25 protein-coding genes are annotated in these 23,432 nt (G+C 64.4%); 11 read left to right on the top strand and 14 right to left on the bottom strand.

Annotated features, from left to right (window positions below; all coding sequences use genetic code 11):
* Positions 1 to 236: 236 nt before the first annotated feature.
* From AC3IYG_RS16650 to AC3IYG_RS16610, 9 genes are all read right to left on the bottom strand, one after another.
* On the bottom strand, positions 237 to 746 hold the full coding sequence (locus AC3IYG_RS16650) for a DoxX family protein (RefSeq protein WP_489310251.1): 510 nt from the start codon (positions 744 to 746) through the stop codon (positions 237 to 239).
* Complete coding sequence (locus AC3IYG_RS16645) at positions 743 to 1,531, bottom strand: HvfC/BufC N-terminal domain-containing protein (protein ID WP_489310249.1); 789 nt, start codon at positions 1,529 to 1,531, stop codon at positions 743 to 745. The genes AC3IYG_RS16650 and AC3IYG_RS16645 overlap by 4 nt, the downstream gene beginning before the upstream one ends.
* Positions 1,528 to 2,433 (bottom strand): MNIO family bufferin maturase, encoded by a 906-nt coding sequence (gene bufB, locus AC3IYG_RS16640; protein WP_489313937.1) that lies wholly within the window; start codon positions 2,431 to 2,433, stop codon positions 1,528 to 1,530. The genes AC3IYG_RS16645 and bufB overlap by 4 nt, the downstream gene beginning before the upstream one ends.
* A 26-nt stretch (positions 2,434 to 2,459) precedes the next feature.
* Positions 2,460 to 2,765 (bottom strand): BufA1 family periplasmic bufferin-type metallophore, encoded by a 306-nt coding sequence (locus AC3IYG_RS16635; protein ID WP_489310247.1) that lies wholly within the window; start codon positions 2,763 to 2,765, stop codon positions 2,460 to 2,462.
* A gap of 358 nt (positions 2,766 to 3,123) precedes the next feature.
* Positions 3,124 to 3,825, bottom strand: coding sequence for an ABC transporter ATP-binding protein (locus tag AC3IYG_RS16630; RefSeq protein WP_489310245.1), 702 nt, complete (start codon positions 3,823 to 3,825; stop codon positions 3,124 to 3,126).
* A 3-nt stretch (positions 3,826 to 3,828) separates the two neighbouring features.
* The gene (gene livG / locus AC3IYG_RS16625) at positions 3,829 to 4,596 is read right to left on the bottom strand and encodes a high-affinity branched-chain amino acid ABC transporter ATP-binding protein LivG (RefSeq protein ID WP_489310243.1); all 768 of its coding nucleotides are present in this window, start codon (positions 4,594 to 4,596) and stop codon (positions 3,829 to 3,831) included.
* Positions 4,593 to 5,861: a high-affinity branched-chain amino acid ABC transporter permease LivM gene (locus tag AC3IYG_RS16620; protein WP_489310241.1), complete on the bottom strand. Its 1,269-nt coding sequence runs from the start codon at positions 5,859 to 5,861 to the stop codon at positions 4,593 to 4,595. Before AC3IYG_RS16620 ends, livG begins: the two co-directional genes overlap by 4 nt.
* Complete coding sequence (livH, locus tag AC3IYG_RS16615) at positions 5,858 to 6,781, bottom strand: high-affinity branched-chain amino acid ABC transporter permease LivH (protein ID WP_489310239.1); 924 nt, start codon at positions 6,779 to 6,781, stop codon at positions 5,858 to 5,860. The genes AC3IYG_RS16620 and livH overlap by 4 nt, the downstream gene beginning before the upstream one ends.
* A gap of 384 nt (positions 6,782 to 7,165) precedes the next feature.
* A complete protein-coding gene (locus AC3IYG_RS16610) occupies positions 7,166 to 8,293 on the bottom strand; it encodes a branched-chain amino acid ABC transporter substrate-binding protein (RefSeq protein WP_489310237.1) in 1,128 nt (375 codons plus the stop codon).
* A 313-nt stretch (positions 8,294 to 8,606) separates the two neighbouring features.
* Here AC3IYG_RS16610 and AC3IYG_RS16605 point away from each other — a divergent pair, with 313 nt between their 5' ends.
* The 5 genes from AC3IYG_RS16605 to AC3IYG_RS16585 all read left to right on the top strand — a co-directional run bounded on the left by AC3IYG_RS16605 (position 8,607) and on the right by AC3IYG_RS16585 (position 12,798).
* On the top strand, positions 8,607 to 8,906 hold the full coding sequence (locus tag AC3IYG_RS16605) for a DUF2288 domain-containing protein (RefSeq protein WP_489313936.1): 300 nt from the start codon (positions 8,607 to 8,609) through the stop codon (positions 8,904 to 8,906).
* Between the two features lie 166 nt (positions 8,907 to 9,072).
* Positions 9,073 to 9,438, top strand: a complete 366-nt coding sequence (locus AC3IYG_RS16600) for a DUF5064 family protein (protein ID WP_489310235.1) — start codon at positions 9,073 to 9,075, stop codon at positions 9,436 to 9,438.
* A gap of 197 nt (positions 9,439 to 9,635) precedes the next feature.
* Entirely contained in the window at positions 9,636 to 10,529 is an 894-nt protein-coding gene (locus AC3IYG_RS16595) for an NAD(P)-dependent oxidoreductase (RefSeq protein ID WP_489310233.1), read from the top strand.
* Positions 10,526 to 11,317 carry a hydroxypyruvate isomerase family protein gene (locus AC3IYG_RS16590; protein WP_489310232.1) on the top strand — a complete coding sequence of 264 codons (792 nt, stop codon included), beginning with the start codon at positions 10,526 to 10,528 and terminating at the stop codon, positions 11,315 to 11,317. The genes AC3IYG_RS16595 and AC3IYG_RS16590 overlap by 4 nt, the downstream gene beginning before the upstream one ends.
* Positions 11,318 to 11,469: 152 nt before the next feature.
* Positions 11,470 to 12,798: a spinster family MFS transporter gene (locus AC3IYG_RS16585; protein ID WP_489310230.1), complete on the top strand. Its 1,329-nt coding sequence runs from the start codon at positions 11,470 to 11,472 to the stop codon at positions 12,796 to 12,798.
* A gap of 74 nt (positions 12,799 to 12,872) precedes the next feature.
* Here the strand turns inward: AC3IYG_RS16585 and rapA are convergent, their stop codons facing one another.
* Positions 12,873 to 15,719, bottom strand: coding sequence for an RNA polymerase-associated protein RapA (gene rapA, locus AC3IYG_RS16580; protein ID WP_489310228.1), 2,847 nt, complete (start codon positions 15,717 to 15,719; stop codon positions 12,873 to 12,875).
* A 231-nt stretch (positions 15,720 to 15,950) separates the two neighbouring features.
* Between rapA and AC3IYG_RS16575 the strand changes: the two genes are divergently transcribed.
* From AC3IYG_RS16575 to ccoM, 4 genes are all read left to right on the top strand, one after another.
* A complete protein-coding gene (locus AC3IYG_RS16575) occupies positions 15,951 to 16,250 on the top strand; it encodes an aspartate-semialdehyde dehydrogenase (protein ID WP_489310226.1) in 300 nt (99 codons plus the stop codon).
* Positions 16,251 to 16,295: 45 nt separating this feature from the next.
* On the top strand, positions 16,296 to 16,898 hold the full coding sequence (locus AC3IYG_RS16570) for an alpha-ketoglutarate-dependent dioxygenase AlkB family protein (protein WP_489310224.1): 603 nt from the start codon (positions 16,296 to 16,298) through the stop codon (positions 16,896 to 16,898).
* A complete protein-coding gene (locus tag AC3IYG_RS16565; protein ID WP_489310222.1) occupies positions 16,895 to 17,053 on the top strand; it encodes a hypothetical protein in 159 nt (52 codons plus the stop codon). The genes AC3IYG_RS16570 and AC3IYG_RS16565 overlap by 4 nt, the downstream gene beginning before the upstream one ends.
* A gap of 156 nt (positions 17,054 to 17,209) precedes the next feature.
* Entirely contained in the window at positions 17,210 to 17,326 is a 117-nt protein-coding gene (gene ccoM, locus AC3IYG_RS16560; protein WP_489310220.1) for a cytochrome c oxidase subunit CcoM, read from the top strand.
* Between the two features lie 105 nt (positions 17,327 to 17,431).
* On the opposite strand, the gene AC3IYG_RS16555 is transcribed toward ccoM, so the two are convergent.
* From AC3IYG_RS16555 to AC3IYG_RS16540, 4 genes are read right to left on the bottom strand one after another with little or no spacing between them, the layout of a single operon-like run.
* A complete protein-coding gene (locus tag AC3IYG_RS16555) occupies positions 17,432 to 18,517 on the bottom strand; it encodes an ABC transporter permease (RefSeq protein WP_489310218.1) in 1,086 nt (361 codons plus the stop codon).
* Positions 18,514 to 19,461 carry an ABC transporter ATP-binding protein gene (locus AC3IYG_RS16550; RefSeq protein ID WP_489310216.1) on the bottom strand — a complete coding sequence of 316 codons (948 nt, stop codon included), beginning with the start codon at positions 19,459 to 19,461 and terminating at the stop codon, positions 18,514 to 18,516. Before AC3IYG_RS16550 ends, AC3IYG_RS16555 begins: the two co-directional genes overlap by 4 nt.
* Entirely contained in the window at positions 19,448 to 20,419 is a 972-nt protein-coding gene (locus tag AC3IYG_RS16545) for an HlyD family secretion protein (protein WP_489310214.1), read from the bottom strand. The genes AC3IYG_RS16550 and AC3IYG_RS16545 overlap by 14 nt, the downstream gene beginning before the upstream one ends.
* Entirely contained in the window at positions 20,409 to 21,053 is a 645-nt protein-coding gene (locus tag AC3IYG_RS16540; RefSeq protein WP_489310212.1) for a TetR/AcrR family transcriptional regulator, read from the bottom strand. The genes AC3IYG_RS16545 and AC3IYG_RS16540 overlap by 11 nt, the downstream gene beginning before the upstream one ends.
* A gap of 176 nt (positions 21,054 to 21,229) precedes the next feature.
* Between AC3IYG_RS16540 and AC3IYG_RS16535 the strand changes: the two genes are divergently transcribed.
* The gene (locus AC3IYG_RS16535; RefSeq protein WP_489310210.1) at positions 21,230 to 23,233 is read left to right on the top strand and encodes an FUSC family protein; all 2,004 of its coding nucleotides are present in this window, start codon (positions 21,230 to 21,232) and stop codon (positions 23,231 to 23,233) included.
* The gene (locus AC3IYG_RS16530; RefSeq protein WP_489310208.1) at positions 23,220 to 23,426 is read left to right on the top strand and encodes a DUF1656 domain-containing protein; all 207 of its coding nucleotides are present in this window, start codon (positions 23,220 to 23,222) and stop codon (positions 23,424 to 23,426) included. Before AC3IYG_RS16535 ends, AC3IYG_RS16530 begins: the two co-directional genes overlap by 14 nt.
* Positions 23,427 to 23,432: the final 6 nt, after the last annotated feature.

Here is a 23,432-nt window from a genome sequence, read left to right as displayed (position 1 = left end):
GGAGCCTCGGAAAGCGCTGCCACGGCAAGCGCTGGAAAGTGGGTGCGCCCGGTTCCATAGCGGCACTGCTATCAACCCGTGCGTGGGCGCGCTGTACCCGGATTGCCTGGTCATACAGCGCTGAGCCCAGACCGGTGGAACCCGTGGACGGCTACGGGCCGCCATTCTACAGGGTTGGCGGCGAGCTGGCAGATTTGCTGCCGGCCTGCCGTCGGTCGCGGGATCAACTGCAAGCGCTAGCGGTAACGCTTGGCGATCAACTGATCGATAGACAGCACGCCAGGCCCGCGGGCGACCAGGTAGAGCAGCACGGCGGCCCAGGTGCCATGGGTCGGGTAGGCGTCCGGGTAGACGAACAGCTGGATCGTCAGCGTCATGCCCAGCAGGGCCAGGGCCGAGAAGCGCGTGGCGAAGCCGAGCAGGATCAGCAACGGAAAGAAGTGTTCGCTGAAGGCCGCGAGGTGCGCGGCCAGTTCCGCCGAAATCAGGGGTAAGGCGTACTCGCTGCTGAACAACGGAATGGTCGAGTCGGCCAGCCGCGGCATACCCAGTTCGAAGGTGCCGGACAGCAGGTCGATGGCCAGGCCTTCGATCTTGGTCTGCCCGGATTTCCAGAACACCGCGGCGATGGAAAAACGCCCGATAAAGGCGATCAGGCTGTGCGGGATACGCTGGCACAGGTCGATCAACTGACCGATCAGGCGTTCGGGAAGGGAGGCGTTTGCGAGCTGCGCGGGAGCGTTCATGGCGATGACCTTGTGCGGGGCTGAGGTGGCAGGAGTAAGTCGGTGATGGCGCCCGTGCGGATCAACAGCGCCAGGCAGGCGCTGAGGTCGAAACTGGCATCGGTGCCCAGTGCCTGCTCGGCGGCGGGCCCGAGTGGCATGCCCTGTTGCAGGTCGTGGATGAATTGCGCGCCAGCGGGCGGTACGGCGAGCACCAACACCTGCAGTTCGTTGCGCAACACCAGGGCGTTTTCCGCCAGCCGCGGGTCGATGCTTTCGATCGCCAGTTCGCCCTGATGGGCCGCCCACAGCGAGACCACGGAAAAGGGCGAGACGAGCACATTGAGCGAGGGGTGCAGTTGGAAGCGCAGTTCGCCCAGGCATTCCGGCGCTGCCAACGCGGCGGCAATTTCCTGCGCCGCCAGGGGGGCGCGGTCGGCCGCGTGGTAGGCCCGCACGCGCAGGGCTTCGAGGCGCGCCACGTCGGCCAGGTAGGGCAGGCTGCGGGCGGGCTCGAAGCCCTCGATAAAGGTCGCGAAGTCCTCGCCGTAGTACACCAGCAACCGCGAGCGGGGCGGGTGGGCCTCGACGTAGGCATGGGCCATGGCGCGAAAGAAGGTCTCACCCACCAGTTCGTGGACCACCGGATAGCTGTCCGCCAGGGCGTCGATCAGCGAATTGAAGACATTATTGCGATAGACCGCGAAGCGCCTGGCCGGGTCCGAGTCGTTCCAGGTCGTCAGGCCGTTCGGGCAGGGCCGGGAGGGGTCGAGCAGGGCGGCGACGAAGGCGGACTGAGTGTTCATGCCCGCACCTGCGGCCGGTTCGTCCGCGGCCCGTGCAGCAGGCGTTCGGCCTGGCGGGTTTCGGCGAGCAGCACTGGCAGGGCCGGCACCTGGTTGTCGCGCTCGATCAGCGTCGCTGTCGGGCCGATCAAGTGCAGTACTTGCGCGTAGAGCGCCCATACTGCGTCATCGACCGCTGCGCCGTGACTGTCGATCAGCAGGCGGTCGCCGGCGCCATCGATGTCTTCGGCGAAACCGGCCAGATGAATCTCGCCCACGGCGCTCAGGGGCAGGGCACGGATATAGGTGAGCGCATCGCGCTGGTGATTGATACTGGAGACATAGGCATTGTTGACGTCGAGCAGCAGGCCGCAACCGCTGCGCCGCACGACCTCGCTGATGAAGGTCGCCTCATCCATGCTCGAATGGGCGAACTCGACATAGGTGGCCGGGTTCTCCAGCAGCATGGGGCGTTGCAGGCGGTTCTGGACCCGGTCGATATGCTCGCAGACGCGCTTCAGCGTGGCCTCGTCATAGGCAACGGGCAGCAGGTCGTTGAGAAACAGCTGGCCATGGCTGGACCAGGCCAGGTGTTCGGAAAACGCCTGCGGCTCATAGCGCTCGACAAGTGCGGCGAGCCGTTGCAGATGGTGTTCATCGAGGGGCCCTTCGGCGCCGATGGAGAGACCCACACCGTGCAGCGACAACGGGTAGCTGGCGCGGATCAGGCCGAGGAAATGGTGGAAGGGGCCGCCTGCCACCATATAGTTCTCGGCATGGATTTCAAAGAAGCCGACGTCGACCGCGCCGTCGAGTATTTCCCGGAAATGCTGGGGCTTGAGCCCCAGCCCGGCGCGTGCCGGCAGGTTTGCCGCGTCTGCGGATTCAGTCCGGTAGGCGGCGCGGGGCGGCGAATCAAGCATGATCATCGATCGGGGCCTGAGGGCGATCAGCTTTTGGCTTTGTAAGCCTGAAGCTGGCCGAAACCGCTCGGCGAGGTCTGCGAAGCGGTCTTCTCGCAGGTGCCTTTGGGTACCAGCTTCCAGGCGTCGGCCTGATGATCCTTTTTCGAGGTGCCGGCGCAGGTGGTGCCCGCGCCTGCGGCGCAATCGTTCTTGCCTTTGAGCGCCACGCCGAAGCATTTCTCGGTGTCGGCGGCCTGCGCGGTGAGCGGCGCCGCCGCGATGCTCAGCGCGCTGCCAAATGCCAGTGCCAGGGCTGCCGCATGAAAGGTGCTGGAGGTGGTGGTTTTCATCGTATGTGCTCTTGTCGGAATGGGGGTGTTGACGTTCAAGTGTATCCGGCGTGCTCGGGTTGTATCGCTCGCCTACTGAACTAGAGCGCGTTGGTTCGGCTTTGTTACAGGGGCGGTGAAAAATACAGGGCGTTGGTCGCGTGCCCTCTCCCCAGCCCCTCTCCCGCAGGCGGGAGAGGGGCGCCGATCGCGTGGCAAACGGATAAGCGTAGGAGCGGGCCAGGCCCGCGAAAGTTTTGATCGACAAGGGCTCGGCGTCCGTTCATCGCGCAGGCGCGGAGCGTGAGAAGGATAAATGGCCAACAAAAAACCCCGCCTGGTTGACCGGGCGGGGCTGTCTGTTGCCGTTGGCGTGTCGTTAGCCGCCGAGGTAGGCGTCGCGCACCTTCGGGTCGTTGAGCAAGGCTTCACCGCTGCCTTGCATCACCACCCGGCCGTTTTCCAGCACATAGGCGCGGTCGGCGATCTTCAGCGCCTGGTTGGCGTTCTGCTCGACCAGGAACACCGTTACGCCATCTTTGCGCAGCTGTTCGATGATCTCGAAAATCTGCTGGATGATGATCGGTGCCAGGCCCAGCGATGGCTCGTCGAGCAACAGCAGTTGTGGTTTGCTCATCAGCGCCCGGCCAATGGCGAGCATCTGCTGTTCGCCACCGGACATGGTGCCGCCACGCTGATTGAAGCGCTCTTTCAGGCGTGGGAACAGGTGCAGAACCTTGTCCAGTTGCTTCTGGTAGTCGGCCTTGTCGGTGAAGAAACCGCCCATCACCAAGTTCTCTTCTACCGTCAGGCGGGCGAAGATGCGTCGACCTTCCGGCACCACGGCAATGCTTTTGCGCATGATGTCGCAGGAGTCCAGGCCGACCAGTTCCTCGCCCTGGTAGCGGATGCTGCCGCTGGCCGCGCGCGGCGAGCCGCAGAGGGTCATCAGCAGGGTCGACTTGCCGGCGCCGTTGGCGCCGATCAGGGTGACGATTTCGCCTTTCTGCACTTCCACGCTGACGTTATGCAGCGCCTGGATCTTGCCGTAGAAGGTGGAAACGTTATCGAAATACAACATAAGTTACGCCTCCCCCAAGTAGGCTTTGATCACGTCCGGATTGTCGCGAATCTGCTCCGGTGTGCCGTCGGCCAGGGGCGTGCCCTGGTTGATCACCACGATGTGGTCGGAAATGCTCATGACCAGCTTCATGTCGTGTTCGATCAGCAGCACGGTGACGTTGTGCTCATCGCGCAACATGGCGATCAGCTGCTTGAGGTTTTCCGTTTCGTGGGGGTTCAGGCCTGCAGCCGGTTCGTCGAGCATCAACAGGCGCGGCCGGGTCATCATGCAGCGGGCGATTTCCAGCCGGCGTTGCTGACCATAGGCCAGGGTGCCGGCCGGGCGGTTGGCGACATCGGTCAGGTTGACCTGCTCCAGCCAATGGGCGGCGAACTCCATCGCTGCGCGCTCGCTCTTGCGAAAGCTTGGGGTTTTGAACAGCCCGGCGAGGAAGTTGGTGTTCAGGTGCCGATGCTGGGCGATCAGCAGGTTTTCCACCACGGTCATGTCCTTGAACAGACGCACGTTCTGGAAGGTCCGCACCACGCCCTTGCGGGCGATCTGGTGGCCGGGCAGGCCCTGGATCGCCTCACCATCGAGCAGGACGCTGCCGGAGGTTGGCTGGTAGAAACCGGTCAGGCAGTTGAACACGGTGGTCTTGCCGGCGCCGTTCGGGCCGATCATCGAGACCACCTGCTTTTCGTTTACCGTGAGGCCCACCCCGTTGACGGCCAGCAGGCCGCCGAAGCGCATGGTGAGGCCGCTTACCTCGAGAATCGGGCGGCTCATTGGCGCAGCTCCAGGTGGGGGCGTTGCATGGGCAGCAGGCCCTGTGGACGCCAGATCATCATCAGTACCATCAAGGCGCCGAACATCAACATGCGGTATTCGCTGAACTCGCGCATCAGCTCCGGCAACAGAATCATCACCACCGCCGCGAGAATCACTCCGAGCTGTGAGCCCAGGCCGCCGAGCACGACGATGGCGAGAATGGTCGCCGATTCAAGGAAGGTGAAGGATTCCGGCGTTACCAGGCCCTGGCGCGCGGCGAAGAAGCTGCCGGCGAAACCGGCGAAGCAGGCGCCGAGGGTGAAGGCCGAGAGCTTGATCACGGTGGGGTTCATGCCCAGCGCGCGGCAGGCGATCTCGTCTTCGCGCAGGGCTTCCCAGGCGCGACCGATCGGCATGCGCAGCAGGCGATTGATCACGAACAGGGCGAGCAGGGCCAGCAGCAGGGCCACCAGGTAAAGGAAGATCACCTTGTTGATCGAGTTGTAGGCAATGCCGAAGTACTCGTGGAAGGTCTGCAGGCCTTCGGCGGCTTTACGCTCGAAACTCAGGCCGAACAGGGTCGGTTTGTCGATGTTGCTGATGCCGTTGGGGCCACCGGTCAGCTCGGTCATGTTGCGCAGCAGGATGCGGATGATCTCGCCGAAGCCGAGGGTGACGATGGCCAGGTAATCGCCGCGCAAGCGCAGCACCGGGAAGCCGAGCAGGAAGCCGAACAGCGCCGCCATCATCCCGGCGATCGGCAGGCAGATCCAGAAACCCAGGCCGTAGTAGTGCGAGAGCAGCGCATAGCTGTAGGCGCCGACGGCGTAGAAGCCGACATAACCCAGGTCCAGCAGACCGGCCAGGCCGACCACGATGTTCAGGCCGAGGCCGAGCATGACGTAGATCAGAATCAGCGTGGCGATATCCACCGCGCCGCGTGAGCCGAAGAATGGCCAGATCAGCGCCACCACGATCAAGCCCAGCACGATCCAGCGCTGGGTCGAGGGCAGGGTGATGAAGTTGCTGGCCGAGGCTGGCACGCCTGGCAGTTTGGGGGTCTTGTCCCAGGCCGTCTGGATCTGCGGGCGGAACATCTGCCAGCAGAACATCGCCACCGCGCAGGCGGCAATCGCCCACAGGGTCGGGGCGCTGGCGCCGTGAACTTCCAGCTTGATACCGACGATGTTCAGCTTCAGGCCGAGTATCGGGTAGGCGACCGCAAGTACCAGCAGGGCGCTGAAAAACGCGGTCTTGAGCGATTTAGTCGAAGAGCTAGTCATACCTTCTCAACCTCCGGACGGCCAAGAATGCCAGTCGGCCGGAACAACAGGACCAACACCAATAGGCCGAAGGCCACCACGTCTTTGTATTGGTCGCCGAACACGTCGGCGCCAAAGGCTTCGGCAACACCCAGCACCAACCCACCGAGCATCGCGCCGGGGATGCTGCCAATGCCGCCGAGTACCGCGGCGGTGAAGGCCTTGATCCCGGCGAGGAAGCCCAGGTTCGGGTTGATCACGCCATATTGCATGCCCAGCAGCACCGCCGCGACGGCAGCCAGGGTGGCGCCAATGACGAAGGTCAGGGCGATGATGTTGTTGGTGTTGATACCCAGCAGGTTGGCCATCTTGATGTCTTCGGCGCAGGCGCGGCAGGCACGGCCCAGGCGCGAGCGGGAGATGAACAGCGTCAGGCCGAGCATCACCAGGAAGGTCACGATGAAGATCAGCACCTGCATATAGGAGATCACCACACCGTTCATGGTGCTCTCGCCGAATACGAAGTTGCCGGGGATCAGGTTGGGGATCGCTTTGTCTTTGGAGTTCTGCGCGAGCAGGACTTCGTTCTGCAGGAAGATCGACATACCGATGGCCGAGATCAAGGGGATCAATCGGTTGCTGCCGCGCAGCGGTCGATAGGCGACCCGTTCGATGCTGTAGCCGTAGGCACTGGCAACGATGATGGTGGCCGCAAAAGCGGCGATCAGGATCAGCGGCAAGCTGTCCAGACCGAGCATGGTCAACCCGGCAATCGCAATGAAGGCGACGTACGAGCCGAGCATGTAGACCTCGCCATGGGCGAAGTTGATCATGCCTATGATCCCGTAGACCATGGTGTAGCCAATGGCGATAAGGGCATAGGTGCTGCCAATGGTCAGGCCATTAACCAGCTGCTGTAAGAAATGGTAGATATCAGGCATCACAACTCTCCGGCAAAACCAGCAAAACCTGTTGTGCGACTCGATAGCGGTGTCAGGACCTTGTTCAAACCGCGCGGTACAGGCTGTACGGCGACCCACAGCGTGGTGGGAATGTCGTTTGCGTTGGTAACGCAGGCGAGCTTCGGTTGTTACTCGGTGTCTTCACAAAGCACGTCCTATGCTTCGCCCCGTTCGGGGCCGGCTTGCGCCGTTCAAATTTGCCAGGGCAAATCCGCCTTGCTATGTCGTTTGCGTGTTGGGTTTTGAAAGCTTTCGCGTGGGCTTTGGCTCATTGCTTTTGGCTGAGCTTGCGCCCGGTTACCTCTTAAAACAAAGCCCACTGCATGTGCAGTGGGCTTTGGGTTCAGGCGGGACGCCCTCTAGTTACTTAAGAGGGGCTTCAGTCTTGGTGCCGTCGGCATGCCAGTCGTAGACCACGAAGCTGAAGTCCTTCAGGTCACCCTTGGCGTCGAAGCTGAGGTCGCCGGTCGGGGTGGAGAAGGTGTTGGCGCGCAGGGCGGCGGCTACCTTGGCGGTGTCGGTGTCGCCGGCTTTCTTGATGCCTTCGGCGATCACTTGGACCGCTGCGTAAGCCGGGAACACGAACGGACCGCTCGGGTCTTCGTTCTTGGCTTTGAAGGCGGCAACCAGCGCCTGGTTTTTCGGCTCTTGGTCGAACGACTTCGGCAAGGTCACCAGCAGGCCTTCGGAAGCCGGGCCGGCAATGGCGGACAGCTCCTTGTTACCCACGCCTTCCGGACCCATGAAGCGTACTTTCAGGCCTTTCTCTGCCGACTGACGCAGCAGCAGGCCGAGTTCCGGGTGGTAGCCGCCGTAGTAGACGAAGTCGACGTTGGCTTGTTTCAGCTTGGAAACCATCGCCGAGAAGTCCTTGTCGCCGGCATTGATGCCTTCGAACAGTGCAACCTTGACGCCTTTGCTTTCCAGGGTCTGTTTCACGGCAGTGGCGATACCTTCACCGTACTGCTGCTTGTCGTGGATCACCGCGACGGTCTTCGGCTTGATGTGATCAGCGATGAAGTTGCCGGCGGTTGGGCCTTGCAGGCTGTCCAGGCCAATGGTGCGGAACACCAGTTGATAGCCACGAGCGGTGATTTCCGGGCTGGTGGACGCCGCGGTGATCATCAGAATGCCCTCGTCTTCGTAAATATCGGACGCCGGCTGAGTGGAGCTGGAGCAGAGGTGGCCAACCACGAATTTGACTTCGTCGTTGACGATCTTGTTGGCGACGGCAACGGCTTGTTTCGGGTCGCAAGCATCGTCGTAGACCACGCCTTCGAGCTGCTGGCCGTCAACACCGCCGGCTTTGTTGATTTGCTCGATGGCCATCTTGGCGCCGATGAATTGCATCTCGCCGTACTGGGCGACAGCGCCGGTAACCGGGCCTGCCAGGCCAATCTTGATGGTGTCAGCTGCCAGTGAATAGCTGGCGACGCCGGCCATGGCCATGGCGGCAAACAGCTTGGAAATCTGCTTAGTAGCCTTGTTCATAGTGCTCCACTCGTGTGTTTTTCGTTGTTGTTAGTCCTGGCGGCCTGAGCTGTAGAACCGGCTGGAAATGCCCGGTTGTACCCCGGCTACTGTACCGGTGCAGTGTAGAGCGCCGATTTGTGCCTTGAAAAGCCGCTACAGGAGTGAGGAAAGGGTCCATGTCGCTAAAATGCAATAAACGTACAGAAAAACGGCGTGCCTTGGCGTCGCGTGGCGGCGTCAGGCCGGCTTGCCTGCACGATGTGTGAGGCTATCATTGCGCCCGTCTGCACGTTAGCCATTGATCACAGAGTACGCCATGACAGAGAACGAGATCACAGAACAACCTAGTACCCTCTATGCAAAGCTACTTGGGGAAACGGCGCCGATCAGCTGGCAGGAGCTGCAGCCGTTCTTCGCCCGGGGTGCATTGCTCTGGGTCGATGCGGCGATGGATCTGGTTGAAGTGGCGCTGGCTGTGGCGCAGAACGACCAGGCCAAGGTCGCGGCTTGGCTGGCCGCCGAGCAGGTCAGCAAGGTCGAAGAACGGCGAGCCGAAGACTTGTTGGCACGCGACCCGAAGTTGTGGGCCGTGGTTGTAGCACCCTGGGTGTTGGTCCAGGAGCGGGCTTGAGGGCTGCCGTTGGATTGACGCAGCGCACTGTCAGTTGCTTGCGGGCGGTCTAGACTGAACGGGCCTGTCTGGCGATACCTTCAATTTGCCCGCGCGCAGCCCGGTGCCGCGCAAAGCGCAAGCCCGCACAGATTCGCAACAGACTTGAATTATCAGGAGCACCGCCATGTTCGAACCTGGTCATCTGCATCGCGCTGGCTTGCCTGGCTTGCCCGGGCAGGCGGATTTTTCCATCGACCTCTACTACGAGGTGCGCAACGACCCGCAAAAGGGAGCGATGCTGCACTTCAAGATGGTCGGTGAGGTGGAGGGTAAGGCGTTTGAGGAAGAGTTCGAGCTGCACCGCGACGTTGCCTTCAACTTTGCCAGCGTCGCCACGCGGATCGCGGCCAAGCACGGCCTGCACCCGCGATTCGGGCCGATTCTGCGCGACCATAAAGAATTCGATCTGATGTTCGAGGACATCAGGTCGAAGCTGCATGCCCACCCGGGCGAGCCGGTGGACCTCGATCGTTTGCTCAATGGCGACTAGCTGGCAGGTCCGCGTGCAGGCGCCGGCGCTTTGGCCAAACCCTTCTGGAGCGGGTTCCGGATGCAATAACTGACTACGCACCCGTTCAGCGTTGCCTCGGGTTGCTGTCCTTTGCAGGCGCGCCCTGCCGGCGAAAGTCCCCAGGCAAAAGCTGAACCGTTAAGATGGCCACTTTGCCAGCGGTATTGGAGCCTTGCATGAGCGCCGTTTTACCCTCTCTCGCCTTCGCCGGTATTGGCCTGATGGGCCTGCCGATGTGTCAACGCCTGCTTGCCGCCGGTTATCCATTGGCCGTCTGGAACCGTTCGCCGGACAAATGCGCGGCGCTGGTGGCCGCCGGTGCGCGGCAGGTATCCAGCCCGGCTGAGCTCTGCGCTGCAGCTGATGTGGTGATGCTCTGTCTGGCCGATACCCGCGTGGTACGCAAGGTTGTATTCGGTCCAGGCGGACTGATCGAGGGGGCGCGGCCGGGGCAGTTGCTGGTGGATTTTTCCAGCCTGGAGCCAGCGGCTACCCGCGAGATGGCGGCCGAGCTGGAAAGCCGCACCGGCATGCACTGGCTGGATGCGCCGGTGTCGGGCGGCACGCTCGGGGCTGAGGCCGGTACGCTGACGATCATGGCTGGCGGTCGCGTGGATGATGTCGAGCGGGTGCGGCCGATTCTGCTGCACCTGGGGCAACGCCTGACGCGCATGGGCGCGGTTGGCGCGGGGCAGGTCACCAAGGTCTGTAACCAGATGATCGTCGCCTGCAATGCGCTGGTGATCGCTGAAGTCGTGGCCCTGGCGGAGAAGTCCGGGGTCGACGCCAGTTTGCTCGCGGCGGCCCTGGCCGGTGGGTTTGCCGACTCCAAACCGCTGCAGATTCTCGCCCCGCAGATGGCGGAAAACCGCTTCGAGCCGATCAAGTGGCATGTCCGTACGCTGCTGAAGGATCTCGATACCGCGGTAAAACTCGCCCGTGAGCATGACTCGGCCACGCCGCTCAGCGCCCTGGCGGCGCAGTTGATGCGCCTGCACGGCAGCAGCCAAGGCAACCTCGAACGCGATCCGGCGACCCTGGTGGAGCTGTATCGGGAGAAGACCTCATGAGGATCGCCGCCAACCTGTCGCTGCTGTTTACCGAGCTGCCGTTGCAGCAACGGGTCGCGGCGGCAGCGATGGCAGGTTTTGATGGGGTGGAGGTGCAGTTTCCCTACGAACTGCCGGCTGAGGAGCTGCACACGGCCTTGGTGGCCGCGCGGATGCCGCTGGCGCTGATCAATCTGCCGGCGGGGGATTTGCTCGACGGTGGCGCCGGCCTGGCCGCTGTGCCGAGCCGTCAGGCCGAGTTCGATGCCGCGCTGGAGCAGGCCCTGGCCTATGCCACGGTCGTGCGCCCGGCCGGCGTCAATGTGTTGCCTGGGCGGCTGGCGGCCGGGCTTGGGCGCGAACAGGCGCTGGCTGCGCTGGTCGCGAACCTGCGGCGCGCCGCCGAGGCGTTTCAGCCGCTCGGCATCCGGGTGCTGTGCGAGGCGATCAATCCGCTGGATATGCCGGGTTTCCTGATCACCACGCCGCCGCAGCTGGATGAGCTGCTGCGGGAGGTCGACCACCCCAATTGCGCCGCCCAGTTCGACCTGTATCACATGGCGCGGCAAGGACTGGACCTGGCGGCGGGCATCGAGCTGCTGGCCGGCCGGATCGCTCATGTGCAGTTCGCTGATTGCCCGGGGCGGGGCGAGCCCGGTAGCGGGCAGCTGGATTTCGCCCTGCTGCGCCAGGCGCTGACGGCCAGCGGTTATGAAGGCTGGCTGGCGGCCGAATACCGGCCCACTGCGGCGGCCGATTCGCTGGGCTGGCTCGGGCAGTGGCGGCGCGAGGCGGCGGCCGGGCGCTGACGGTCCGGTTCGGGTTGCCGCGGTTGCATGTCTTTACATATCCGCTACGAATGGTCACAGACAGCTCGCGGCGAAGGCTCTAGATTGCATGCTCGCAGGTCCGTCCGGAAAACTACCGCGGCTCACTCAAGAACAACAAGAGAGACCGATCCATGCAGCAAGCCCCGCAAGCAGCCAATGCCTGGCGCGTTTTATTTCTGCTATTTCTCGCCAATCTGTTCAATTTCTTCGATCGCACCATTCCGGCCATCATCATCGAGCCGATCCGCCTGGAGTGGAGCCTCAGCGATTTCCAGATCGGCCTGATCGGCACGGCCTTCACCATCGTCTATGCCATCGCCGGCGTGCCGTTGGGGCGCATGTCCGATACCGGCGCACGGCGCAAAATCATGGGCTGGGGCCTGGTGGCGTGGAGTGGGCTGACCGCGGTCAACGGCCTGGCCTGGAACTTCTGGAGCTTCCTGCTGGTGCGCATGGGGGTCGGTATCGGCGAAGCCAGCTACGCGCCAGCGGCCAATTCGCTGATCGGCGATCTGTTCCCGGCGCACAAGCGGGCGCGGGCAATGGGCATTTTCATGCTGGGTCTGCCGCTGGGCCTGCTGCTGGCCTTTTTCACCATTGGTGCGATGGTCGAGGCCTTCGGCAGCTGGCGGGCGCCGTTCTTCATCGCGGCGGTGCCGGGCGTGATTCTGGCGCTGTTCATGTTTTTTATCCGCGAGCCGCAACGCGGCGCGGCGGAGACGGTGCAGGTGTCGGTGGCGGCGGTGGATAAGCCGCTGCGTAAGGTGCTGGGCATCCGTACCTTCTGGTGGTTGGTACTCGCCGGCCTGACCTTCAACTTCGCCACCTATGCCTGCAACTCGTTCATGGTGCCCATGCTGCAGCGCTACTTCCTGATGCCCTTGGGCCAGGCGGCGGTGGCCACCGGCGTGATAGTCGGCATCACGGGTCTGATCGGCCTGACGGCGGGCGGTTGGGTGGCGGATAAACTGCACCAGCGCTTCGCCCGTGGCCGTTTACTGTTCGGCGCGGTGTCGATGTTGATCGCCTCGTTGGCGACCGGTGCCGCTTTGTGGCAGGGGCAGACGGAGATCGGCGTGTTCGTGGCCATCTTCAGCATTGGTTGGCTGTTCGCCTACAACTTCTATACCTGTGTCTATACCGCGATCCAGGATGTGGTCGAGCCGCGTTTGCGGGCGACGGCCATGGCGTTGTTCTTTGCCGGTTTGTACCTGCTCGGCGGTGGCCTCGGGCCGGTGGTGGTCGGGCTGCTATCCGACCATTTCGCCCATTCGGCGATGGTTGCCGCCGGGGCGAGCGAGATGAGCGAAGCGTTCAAGGCGGTGGGGTTGCACGCTGCGATGTACCTGATCCCGCTGGCGCTTTTTCTCACCATGTTGTCGCTGTTCCAGGCCTCCCGCACCCTCGGGCGCGATGCGTTACGCATGCAGCAGACGATGGCCGCTGGCGTGCCGGCCTGAAGTCGCTCCCACAGTGCATCGTCCTGAAACGACAAGGCCCGCAATTGCGGGCCTTGTCGTTTCAGTGGGTTGGATTACCCGGCCACCAGCACGCGAATGGCCTCCAGGCGCAGGGCGGCTTTGTCGAGCATGGCCAGACCTTGCTCGCGCTGCTTGCGCAGGGTTTCCAGCTCGCTGTCGCGCACGCTCGGGTTGACGGCTTGCAACGCGGTCAAGCGGGCCAGCTCTTCTTCGGTATCGGCAGCCAGGCGACGCTTGGCTTCGGCGACCCGTTCGGCATGCCGTGGGCTGATCTTCTCTTCGGCGGCATTGATCTGCGGGTTGAGCGAGTCGCGCTGGGCCTGGACGAACTTGTTGGCGCTGGCGCGCGGCACGGTTTCCAGTTGCTCGTTGAGCTTCTCGAACGAGACCTTGGCGGCCAGGTCGTTGCCGTTGCTGTCCAGCAGGCAGCGCAGCGCCGCCGGCGGCAGGTAGCGACCCAATTGCAGGGCGCGCGGGGCGACCACTTCGCTGACGTAGAGCAGTTCGAGCAGCACGGTGCCGGGTTTCAGCGCCTTGTTCTTGATCAGCGCCACCGCGGTGTTGCCCATTGAGCCGGAGCGGACCAGGTCCATGCCGCCTTGCACCATCGGGTGTTCCCAGGTGAGGAACTGCATGTCCTCGCGGGACAGCGCCTGGTTGCGGTCGTAGGTGATGGTCACGCCTTCGTCGTCGCCGAGCGGGAAGCTGGCATCCAGCATTTTCTCGCTGGGGCGCAGCACCAGGGCGTTTTCCGAATGGTCTTCGCTGTCGATGCCGAAGGCCTCGAACAACTCTTCCATGTAGATCGGCAGGGCAAATTCGTCGTCCTGCTCGTAAATCGCCTCGGCCAGCGCTTCACCTTCACCGGCGCCGCCGGAGTTCAGTTCCAGCAAGCGGTCACGCCCGGCGTGCAGTTCGCCCTCAAGGCGTTCGCGTTCGGCGCGGGCTTCGTCGACCAGGGTTTGCCACTCGTCGTCATCGCCACTTTCCAGCAGCGGCAGCAGGCGCGGGCCGAACTGGTGCTGCAGGGCGTTGCCGGTCGGGCAGGTCGCCTGGAAGGCGTTCAGTGCCAGGTGGTACCACTGGAACAGGCGCTCTTGCGGGCTGCTTTCCAGGTAGGGCACATGCAACTGGATGGTGTGCTTCTGGCCGATGCGGTCGAGCCGGCCGATGCGCTGTTCGAGCAGGTCCGGGTGCGACGGCAGGTCGAACAGCACCAAGTGGTGGGAGAATTGGAAGTTGCGGCCTTCACTGCCGATCTCGGAGCAGATCAGCACCTGGGCGCCGAACTCTTCGTCGGCGAAGTAGGCGGCGGCGCGGTCGCGTTCGAGGATGTTCATGCCTTCATGGAACACCGTGGCCGGGATACCGGAGCGCACGCGCAGGGCGTCTTCCAGGTCCATGGCGGTTTCCGCGTGGGCGCAGATCACCAGCACTTTGACCCGTTTGAGCATCTTCAGGGTGTCGATCAGCCAGTCGACGCGCGGGTCGAAGCGCCACCAGCGCTCGTCCTCGTGGGTGTCCGGCTGGGCCTGGTAGCTGACTTCCGGGTAGAGGTCGGCGTGCTCGCCGAGCGGTAGTTCCAGGTACTGATCCGGGTTTTCCAGCGGATAGGGGTGCAACTGGCGCTCGGGGAAGCCTTGCACGGCGGCCCGCGTATTGCGGAACAACAGGCGGCCGGTGCCGTGACGATCGAGCAGTTCGCGGATCAGGCGCGCCGCTGCTTCGCTGTCGCCATCGTTGACCGCGGCGAGCAGCGCTTCGCCTTCGGCGCCGAGGAAGTCATGGATGGTCTTGTGCGCCTCGGGCGAGAGGTGGCCCTGGTCGAGCAATTCCTGCACCGCTTCGGCGACCGGCTTGTAGTTGGCGCTTTCGGCGCGGAAGGCTTCGAGGTCGTGGAAGCGGTTCGGATCGAGCAGGCGCAGGCGGGCGAAGTGGCTGTCCTGGCCGAGTTGTTCCGGGGTGGCGGTCAGTAGCAGGACGCCGGGGATGACCTCGGCCAGTTGCTCGACCAGCGCGTATTGCGGGCTGGCTTGCTCCGGGTGCCAGACCAGGTGGTGCGCCTCGTCGACCACCAGCAGGTCCCAGCCGGCGGCGAACAGGGCATCTTGTGCGCGTTCGTCTTCGCACAGCCATTCCAGGGCCACCAGGGCCAGCTGGCAATCCTCGAAGGGGTTGTCGGCATCGCTTTCGATGAAGCGCTCGGCGTCGAACAGCGCGACTTCCAGGTTGAAGCGCCGGCGCATCTCCACCAGCCATTGGTGCTGGAGGTTTTCCGGTACCAGGATCAGTACCCGGCTGGCACGCCCGCTGAGCAGTTGGCGGTGGATGACCAGGCCGGCTTCGATGGTTTTACCCAGGCCGACTTCGTCCGCCAGCAACACCCGTGGGGCGATGCGGTCGGCCACTTCGCGGGCGATGTGCAACTGGTGCGGGATCGGTTGGGCGCGCACGCCACCCAGGCCCCAGAGCGAGGATTGCAGCAGGCGGCTGGTGTGTTCGAGGGTGTGGTAGCGCAGGGCGAACCAGAGCAGCGGGTCGATCTGCCCAGCGAACAGGCGGTCGCTGGCCAGACGGAACTGAATGAAGTTGGACAGCTGGGTTTCCGGCAGGGTGACGGCCTGGTGCTGCGCGTTGAGGCCGTGGTAGACCAACAGGCCGTCGACGTCGTCGACTTCCTGAACGGTCAGTTTCCAGCCTTCGAAGTGCGTGATCTCGTCGCCCGGCGAAAACCGCACGCGGGTCAGTGGGGCATTGCGCGTCGCATACTGGCGGGTTTCGCCAGTGGCCGGGTAGAGCACGGTGAGCATGCGGCCGTCCTGTACCAGGATGGTTCCCAAGCCCAACTCCGCTTCGCTGTCACTTATCCAGCGTTGCCCCGGTTCATACTGCTGCGCCATGCCTGTCTCCCGCGATGAAAAAGCCGGCTATGGTAACGGAACGCGGTCCCCAGGCCAAAGGCGCTGTAGCACTTGCCAGTAGGACTTGAGTCGAAAGTGTAGCGAGCGCACCCTCAAGCTGACGGCTGAATGGCCGACAGCCTGACCAAAGGAGCTTGTTTTTTATCTTGGCCCCGCGAGAACAGTGGTCTTCACGTGGCCTGCAACGGAGGGCGCAAAGGAGGTGCTTATATGTTGTCACCCATTCCCCACAGCATGATGCCGGTGACCGCGCAGCAGGACCCGGTCAAACCGCTGCCTGAGATTGCGCCCGTGGCGCCGCTGCAAGGCAGTGCCAGCGAAAGTGCGGTAGAGCTGGATAGGCGCCATCCGCAGGAGGCCGAATTATCCCAGCGCGAGGAGCAGCGTCGGCGGCGCCAGCGCCGTGGTTATACCGCCGAGGAGCTGGCCGAAGGCGAAGTGGCCGCCGAGGATCAGGCGCTGCTCGATGAGTTGCCGCGCCAGGGCCTGTGGGTGGATGTCGAAGTCTGAGCGGCGCACACTGTGAGCGTGTCGCTGCCTGTTTAGTGAGCCCCTGTGGACCTGTTCGCCGATACCGATACCGCCGTCGTGCTGCCCGATGCCGAGCTGCGTTTCATGCCCGCATGGCTGGACCTGGCCACGGCGGATCGCTGGCTCGCCGACTTGTCGGTCGAGACTCCCTGGCAGCAGCCGCAGGTGTTCCTGCATGGTCGCTACTACCCGGTGCCGCGTCTGGTGGCCTGGTACGGCGATGCCGAGGCGAGCTATCGCTACTCTGGCCTGGTTCATCAGCCGCTGCCCTGGAGCGCGCTGCTGGCCGAGATCCGCTGTCGGGTCGAGGCCGCCGCCGGGCAACGGCTGAATGGCGTGCTGCTCAACTATTACCGCGACGGCCAGGATTCCATGGGCTGGCACAGCGACGATGAGCCGGAGCTGGGGCGCAACCCGCTGATCGCTTCACTCAACCTCGGCGGCTCCCGGCGTTTCGACCTGCGGCGCAAAGGCAGTAGCCGTATCGAGCACTCGCTGGAGCTGGGCCATGGTTCGCTGCTGGTCATGGGCGGCCCGACACAGCATTATTGGCAGCATCAGGTGGCGAAGACGCGCAGCCCTTGCGCGCCACGTCTGAATCTTACGTTCCGCTGGATCCGCGCATGAGCAATGACGAAAAACTGATCGACTTCGGCGCCGAGCGTGACAAGCGCATTCATGACCTGCACGAGAAACGTCTCAACGACGTGCGCAATGCCTTCGAGCAGGCGATGCCGCTGAGCAAGGGCAAAAAGCCCAAAGGCAAGCCGAAGAAACGCTGAACACCCGCGCAAGCCCCCGATCAATTGATCTGGATCAGTTGCCGTCTCGCTTCGCGGGCCGGGGCATGCCGCTATTGATCCAGATCAATTTCCCCTGCCTGCTGTGCGGCTATCTTTGAGCCATCGAAACACAGCGCTAACCGCAGGAGGCAGCCGATGTTCATCGATGTAGTGGTTCTCGCCGGTATTGGCACCGTCGGCCTGATGTTCGCCTTCTTCGGTGGGTTCGCCTATTTCATCTGGAAGGACACGCACAAGCGTAAACCGCGCTAGTCGTTCCGGATCAGGAGCACGCAAGGCACTTCGGGCGACTTCGGTCGCCTTTTTTGTGTCCGGATTCACGATCATTTCCGCGTTCGCGGAGGCGAGGGAGAGCCTCTAATCCAGGCGCTTATGCACCCGCGACACCGCGACGAGCAGCATCAGCAGAGTGAACAGCAACAGCGCCAGCATCTCCGGCCACAGCTCGGCCAGGGTCGCGCCGCGCAGCATGATGCCGCGCGCCAGCCGCAGAAAGTGCGTCAGCGGCAGCACTTCGGCGATCCATTGCGCGGCCTTGGGCATGCCGGCGAAGGGGAACATGAAGCCCGACAGCAGGATCTGCGGCAGGAAGGTGAAGAAGGCCATCTGCATCGCCTGGAACTGGCTCTGCGCCAGGGTGGAAATGAACACGCCGAGGGTCAGGCTGGCGAAGATGAACAACAGCGCGGCGCCATACAGCTCCAGCAGCGAGCCGCGCACCGGCACCTCGAACAGCAGGCGGCCGACGATCAGGATCACCGTTACCTGTACCAGGCCGATGCCGACGAAGGGCAGCACCTTGCCGATGGTCAGCTCCCAGGGCGACACCGGCGTGGTGATGAGCATTTCCATGTTGCCGCGCTCGCGCTCCCTGACCAGGGCGATGGCGGTGAACAGCACCATGGTCATGGTCAGGATCACCCCGACCAGCCCCGGCACGGTATTCAGCGGCGCCAGCCGTTCCGGGTTGTAGAAGTTCACCACCTGCATCGCCTGCTTGCTGCTCCAGCCTTGCAGCGGGTAGCTCGCCAACTGGCGGGCCGAGGCCTGCACCACCTGATCCGAACCATCCACCACCAGTTGCAGTGGCGCGCGGGCCGGGTCCTGGCGTTGCAGGCGGGCCTCGAAGTCCGGCGGGATCACCAGGGCGGCGCTGATCTTTCCCGCGCGCAGCAACCGTTCCAGCTCCTGGGTGCTGGCCAGGCGGTACTTGAAGTCGACCACCTGGCTCGAACCGATTTCCGCTGCCACCTCGCGCGAGCGGGCGCTGTTGGCCTGATCGAGCACGGCCGCATCCAGGCCGCGCACATCCATGTTGATGGCGTAGCCGAACAACACCAGTTGCATGATCGGAATGCCGACGATCATGGCGAACGTCAGGCGGTCGCGGCGCAACTGGCGCAGCTCCTTGAGCACGATGGCGCCCAGGCGGTGCAGGTTCATGCGTCCTCCCGGGCCTGCTGCAGCGGGCGCTGGGTAACGGTGACGAAGACGTCTTCCAGGTTCGGCTCGGTCTCCTGCACCTGCGCTTCGATCTGCTGCTCGGCCAGGCGTCGGCTGATGCGCGCATGCGCGTCCGGGGCGGCGCTGAGCACGCGCAGGGTCGCGCCGATCTGGGCCATGGCGATCACGTCGTGCAAATCCTGCAAGGCCCGCTGGGCCTGACGCGGCTGCGCGCATTCGACCAGCAGCGGGCGGCCGGGCAGGGCGTCCATGAGCTCGGCCGGGCTGCCGTCGGCGACCAGCCGGCCAGCATCGAGAATGCCCAGGCGGGTGCAGCGCTCGGCTTCGTCCATGTAGTGGGTGGACACCAGCAGGGTGGTGCCGGCTTCGGCCAGTTCGAACAGCGAGTCCCAGAATTCCCGCCGCGACTGTGGGTCGACCGCGCTGGTGGGTTCGTCGAGCAGCAGCAGGTCGGGCTTGTGCAGCACCGCGCCGGCCAGGGCCAGGCGTTGTTTCTGACCGCCGCTGAGGGTGCCGGCGAGCTGCTTGCGGCGGTCGGCCAGCCAGTAGCGTTCGAGCAGTTCCTCGATGCGCTGGCGGGCCGCGGGTTGGCGCAGGCCCTGGACGGTGGCGAGGAACTCCAGGTTTTCGCCGACGGTGAGGTCTTCATAGAGCGAGAATTTCTGCGTCATGTAGCCGATGCGCCGCTTCAGTTCCTCGGCATCGCGTGGGATCTGGCAGCCGAGTACCTCGATCTCCCCGGCGCTGGGCCGCAGCAGGCCGCAGAGCATGCGAATGGTGGTGGACTTGCCGCAGCCGTTGGGGCCGAGGAAGCCGAACACTTCGGCGCGGTTCACCCTGAGGTCGAGGTGGTCGACCGCCGTCAGCTCGCCGAAGCGCTTGGTCAGCCCGCGGGCGCGGATCACCGGGTCACTGCTGCTCATCGTCGATTCGCTCCGCGCGCAGGGGCAGGCCGGCGGGCAGCTTGCGGGCCGCATCGCCGTCCAGCAGCAGTTCGGCGCGGTACACCAGGCGACTGGCGTCGTCGCCGGTAAGGGCGTAGTAGGGCGTGAAGCTGGCTTCGCTGGCGATGCTGCGCACATGGGCGACGAAGCTCGCATCGACGCCCTCGACGCTGACCCGCAGGCGGTCGCCAATGGCGATCCGCGCGCGCACGGAGGCCGGGACAAAGACCCGCGCGTAGGGCGCATCGCCGACCAGCAGGCTGACCACTTCGGCATTCGCCGGTGGCTGATCACCGGGCTTGAAGGGCAGGGCATCGACCCGGCCGGCGCGCGGCGCACGCAGGCTCAGGTGCTCGCGGGAGACTTGCAGTTGCGCCAGGTTGCCGCGCGCGGCTTCCAGGTTGGCGCGGGCCTGTTCGATCTGTTCGGGGCGGGTGCCGCTGGTCAGTTCACGCAACTGGGCATCGGCATTGCTCACGGCGGCGTGGGCCTGATCGCGGCTGGCGCGGGCCTTGTCGAGTTCGGCGATGGCGACCTGGCCGCGCTTGTAGAGAGCGGCGATGCGCTGGTAATTGCGCTCGGCGTCGGTGGAGTCGGCGCGATTGCGGTTGAGGGTGGCTTGCGCGGCTTCGATGGTTTCCAGGCGGGCGCCGTTGTTCAGTTCGGTGAGTCGCGCTTGGGCCTGAGCCACTTCGCCCTGGGCCTGAGCGACACGCGCATCCTGGCGGCGGGGGTCGAGCTGCAGCAGCAATTGTCCGGCTTCGACCCGGTCACCTTCGGCAACCTGCCAGCTCAGGATGGTTTCCGAGGCTTCGGCTGGCAGGCCGATGCGGTCCCATTCCAGCGTGCCGAGCAATACCTCGTCACGCTTCCCGTCGCAACCGCTGAGCAGTGCCAGCAGCAAGGCGCACAGCAGGGCAAGCCGTTCAATCGCCATGGGGAACCTCCAGGCCGCGTTCGAGCAGGGCCAGGGTGTGCGTGATCATGGCTTCGTTGCCGATCTCCGGGTTGGCGAAGATACCCCGCCAGAGCGGCGCGGCGGCATAGGGCAGCATGGTCATACCCATCAGCGAGACCACCAGCAGGCGTGGATCCAGATCGGGGTTGAGGGCGCCCCGGCCCTGGGCCTTGGCGAAGCGCTGGGCCAGCAGCATGGGAATCAACGGGGCGATGCGCTGCGGCAGGAGCTCGCGCAATACGCCGCCTTCGCAGAGGATTTCGCGCACCCACAGCGGCGGAATCCACGGATGTTCGGCAACGGTTTCGCTCAGGCCGCGAACGAAGCGCCGCACCAGTTGCAGGGGCTCGTCGCCGGCGTCCTGCAGGCCAACGGCGATCTGCGTCAGCAGGGGCAGGAAGCGCTCCTCGACCATGGCGTCCACCAGGCGCTGCTTGTTGCCGAAGTAGTAGTTGACCATCGCCGGGGTCACCCCGGCTTGCTGGGCGATGCCGCGCAGGCTGCTGGCAGTGATTCCGGCGTGGGCGAAGGCATCGATGGCGGCATCCAGCAGGCGTTCGCGTTGCAGCAGCGCATCGCCGGCGGGCCGACCGGGGGCGCGGGGGACGGTCATGGTCGAATCCGAGGCTGAACCAATATTTATTTAAATACACATTTAATTAATTGGCAAAAGCCGCGATGAGCGTCCCGCTGGACGGCACACTGTTAGCTAGCTAATAATTAGTTTGCGTTGGTGTTGTTCCAGCCGCAGCGGCTATCTTTCATGTGAAGTCCCAACAGGTTTCGCCCGTGCGTGACATTTTGCAGGCCTTCTGTGCGCCCGATCTTGCGGCCGCACAGTTCGCGATCAAGACCCTGCTGGGCGGTGGGCTGGCGCTCTGGTGCGCGCTGCGCTTGGGCCTCGAACAGCCACAGTGGGCGTTGATGACGGCGTTCATCGTCGCCCAGCCGTTGTCCGGCATGGTGGTGCAGAAAGGCCTGGCGCGGTTGCTCGGAACCTTGATCGGTACGGCCATGGCGGTGCTGATCATGGCGCTGTTCGCCCAGACGCCCTGGCTGTTCCTGCTGGCGCTGGCCGCTTGGCTGGGGCTGTGCACGGCGGCTTCGACCCTGTTGCGCAGTGCCTGGTCCTATTCCTTCGTACTGGCCGGTTACACCGTGGCGATCATCGGCCTGCCGGCGATCGGCCATCCGCTGACGGTGTTCGATCAGGCCATCGCCCGCAGCAGCGAAATTTCCCTCGGCATCCTTTGCGCCACGGCCGTCAGCGCGCTGCTCTGGCCGCAGCGGGTCGAACGGCACCTGGTGAAGCAGGCGAGCGAGGCCTGGCTGGCCGGGATCCAGGCGGCGCGGGCGGCGCTGACGGGTGAGCAGCAGGTGCATCAGGGCTTGCTCGGCGTGCTCGGGCGCATCGTTGCGGTGGATGCCCAGCGCGAGCATGCCTGGTTCGAGGGCAGCCGGGGGCGGCAGCGGGCGCTGGCCCTGCGTGTAGTGAGCCGCGACCTGCTCAGCCTGCTGCGCCTGGCCCGCGGTGTAGCGCGGCAATGGCGACAGATGACGAAAAGCGAAGCGCAGCAGTTGGCGCCGTGGCTGGATGAGGTACAGCAAGCACTGGTCGAGCCTCGGCCGGCGGTACTGGAGCCACTGCGTGAGCGGTTGTTGAGTGCCTCTGAAGCGGCAGAGTTACCCGCGGTGCAGCAATACTGTCTGGCGCGCATGGCGGTGTTGTTGCGTCAGGCCCAGGCGGCCGCGGATGCGCTGGCGGCGGTGGAAAAGGGCGAGGCGCCAGTCGATGCGCCACCGGCGTTGTCCTGGCATCGCGATGCACAGACGGCAACCCTCTATGGATTGCGCAGCGCGTTGGCGTTTCTCGCCCTGGCCAGTTTCTGGCTGGCCAGCGGCTGGACTGCCGCCGCTGGCGCGCTGACCCTGACGTGCGTGGTCTGTGGCCTGTTCGCCAGCCGCGAGAATGCCGAGCAGATCGGTTTCTGTTTTTTGCGTGGGATTCTTTACGCGTTGCCGGTGGCGTTTCTGGTCGGCCAGTTGTTGTTGCCGCAATTGAGCGGTTTCCCCCTGCTGTGCCTGGCGCTCGGCATCCCGCTGCTGTTCGGCGCCCTGGGCATGGCCAAGCCGGCGCTGGGGGCGACGGCGACCTCGTTCTGCCTGCACTTCATCGTCCTCTGTGCGCCGCAGAACGCCATGCGTTATGACGTCGCCTTGTTTCTCAACGAAGCGATTGCGATGTTGATCGGCGTGGGTTGTGCCGTGCTGGCGTTCCGGCTGATCGGTCTGCGCAACCCGGTCTGGCATGCTCAGCGCTTGCTCAAGGCCACCTTGATCGACCTCAGTCGCTTGCCCCGGCGCACCCTGGCCGGCGCCGAGAACTGGTTTGGCGGGCGCATGGCCGACCGCCTGCTGCAGTTGGCCCGGTATCACCCGCTGCTGCCGGCGCAATCGCGCAACCGCTGGGATGACGGCATCAACAGCCTCGATCTGGGTGATGAGTTGCTGCACCTGCGGCGTTGCCTGGCGGCGGCGGACTCGCCCTTGGGCGGCGCGCAGGAACGGTTTCTGCGCTGCCTGGAACCCATTCTGCGGCAAGGGCCGGAGCCGCAGCATGCCGCGGCGCTGGATCAGCCGGTGGCCGAGCTGCTGGCGGCGCTGCGTGATGCCGGTGCGAGTATCGACCGCCGCTTGGCCCGGGCGGCACTGTTGCAGTTGCAGTACAGCTGGCGGCATTGGTGCGAGCACCGGGGTGTGCATACACAGGAGGCGAGCCATGGGCTTGCGTGAGTGGTCGCTGGGCGGTGTCCTGCTCAGCCCGTTTCTACTTCATGCGCTGCTGGCACTGCTGCTCACCGGGCTGCTGCGTCTCGGGTTGCAGCGCGCCGGGCTGGCGCGCTGGATCTGGCACGAAGCCTTGTTCGATTGTGCCCTGTATGTCTGTGTCCTGGCGGCGCTGACCGCTGTGCTGGGCCACGGGTGAAGGAGA

The organism is Pseudomonas sp. KH_027, from assembly GCF_057838565.1.
This window is presented reverse-complemented; position numbering and strand designations above follow the sequence as displayed.

Coding starts and splice junctions, on each gene's coding strand:
- rapA (WP_489310228.1), bottom strand. CDS start 15,719: ATGGCGCAGCAGTATGAACCGGGGCAACGCTGGATAAGTGACAGCGAA.
- AC3IYG_RS16630 (WP_489310245.1), bottom strand. CDS start 3,825: ATGTTGTATTTCGATAACGTTTCCACCTTCTACGGCAAGATCCAGGCG.
- AC3IYG_RS16645 (WP_489310249.1), bottom strand. CDS start 1,531: ATGAACACTCAGTCCGCCTTCGTCGCCGCCCTGCTCGACCCCTCCCGG.
- AC3IYG_RS16650 (WP_489310251.1), bottom strand. CDS start 746: ATGAACGCTCCCGCGCAGCTCGCAAACGCCTCCCTTCCCGAACGCCTG.
- AC3IYG_RS16610 (WP_489310237.1), bottom strand. CDS start 8,293: ATGAACAAGGCTACTAAGCAGATTTCCAAGCTGTTTGCCGCCATGGCC.
- AC3IYG_RS16530 (WP_489310208.1), top strand. CDS start 23,220: ATGGGCTTGCGTGAGTGGTCGCTGGGCGGTGTCCTGCTCAGCCCGTTT.
- AC3IYG_RS16590 (WP_489310232.1), top strand. CDS start 10,526: ATGAGGATCGCCGCCAACCTGTCGCTGCTGTTTACCGAGCTGCCGTTG.
- bufB (WP_489313937.1), bottom strand. CDS start 2,433: ATGCTTGATTCGCCGCCCCGCGCCGCCTACCGGACTGAATCCGCAGAC.
- AC3IYG_RS16600 (WP_489310235.1), top strand. CDS start 9,073: ATGTTCGAACCTGGTCATCTGCATCGCGCTGGCTTGCCTGGCTTGCCC.
- AC3IYG_RS16595 (WP_489310233.1), top strand. CDS start 9,636: ATGAGCGCCGTTTTACCCTCTCTCGCCTTCGCCGGTATTGGCCTGATG.
- livH (WP_489310239.1), bottom strand. CDS start 6,781: ATGCCTGATATCTACCATTTCTTACAGCAGCTGGTTAATGGCCTGACC.
- AC3IYG_RS16565 (WP_489310222.1), top strand. CDS start 16,895: ATGAGCAATGACGAAAAACTGATCGACTTCGGCGCCGAGCGTGACAAG.
- AC3IYG_RS16555 (WP_489310218.1), bottom strand. CDS start 18,517: ATGAACCTGCACCGCCTGGGCGCCATCGTGCTCAAGGAGCTGCGCCAG.
- AC3IYG_RS16585 (WP_489310230.1), top strand. CDS start 11,470: ATGCAGCAAGCCCCGCAAGCAGCCAATGCCTGGCGCGTTTTATTTCTG.
- AC3IYG_RS16620 (WP_489310241.1), bottom strand. CDS start 5,861: ATGACTAGCTCTTCGACTAAATCGCTCAAGACCGCGTTTTTCAGCGCC.
- AC3IYG_RS16575 (WP_489310226.1), top strand. CDS start 15,951: ATGTTGTCACCCATTCCCCACAGCATGATGCCGGTGACCGCGCAGCAG.
- ccoM (WP_489310220.1), top strand. CDS start 17,210: ATGTTCATCGATGTAGTGGTTCTCGCCGGTATTGGCACCGTCGGCCTG.
- AC3IYG_RS16635 (WP_489310247.1), bottom strand. CDS start 2,765: ATGAAAACCACCACCTCCAGCACCTTTCATGCGGCAGCCCTGGCACTG.
- livG (WP_489310243.1), bottom strand. CDS start 4,596: ATGAGCCGCCCGATTCTCGAGGTAAGCGGCCTCACCATGCGCTTCGGC.
- AC3IYG_RS16550 (WP_489310216.1), bottom strand. CDS start 19,461: ATGAGCAGCAGTGACCCGGTGATCCGCGCCCGCGGGCTGACCAAGCGC.
- AC3IYG_RS16540 (WP_489310212.1), bottom strand. CDS start 21,053: ATGACCGTCCCCCGCGCCCCCGGTCGGCCCGCCGGCGATGCGCTGCTG.
- AC3IYG_RS16545 (WP_489310214.1), bottom strand. CDS start 20,419: ATGGCGATTGAACGGCTTGCCCTGCTGTGCGCCTTGCTGCTGGCACTG.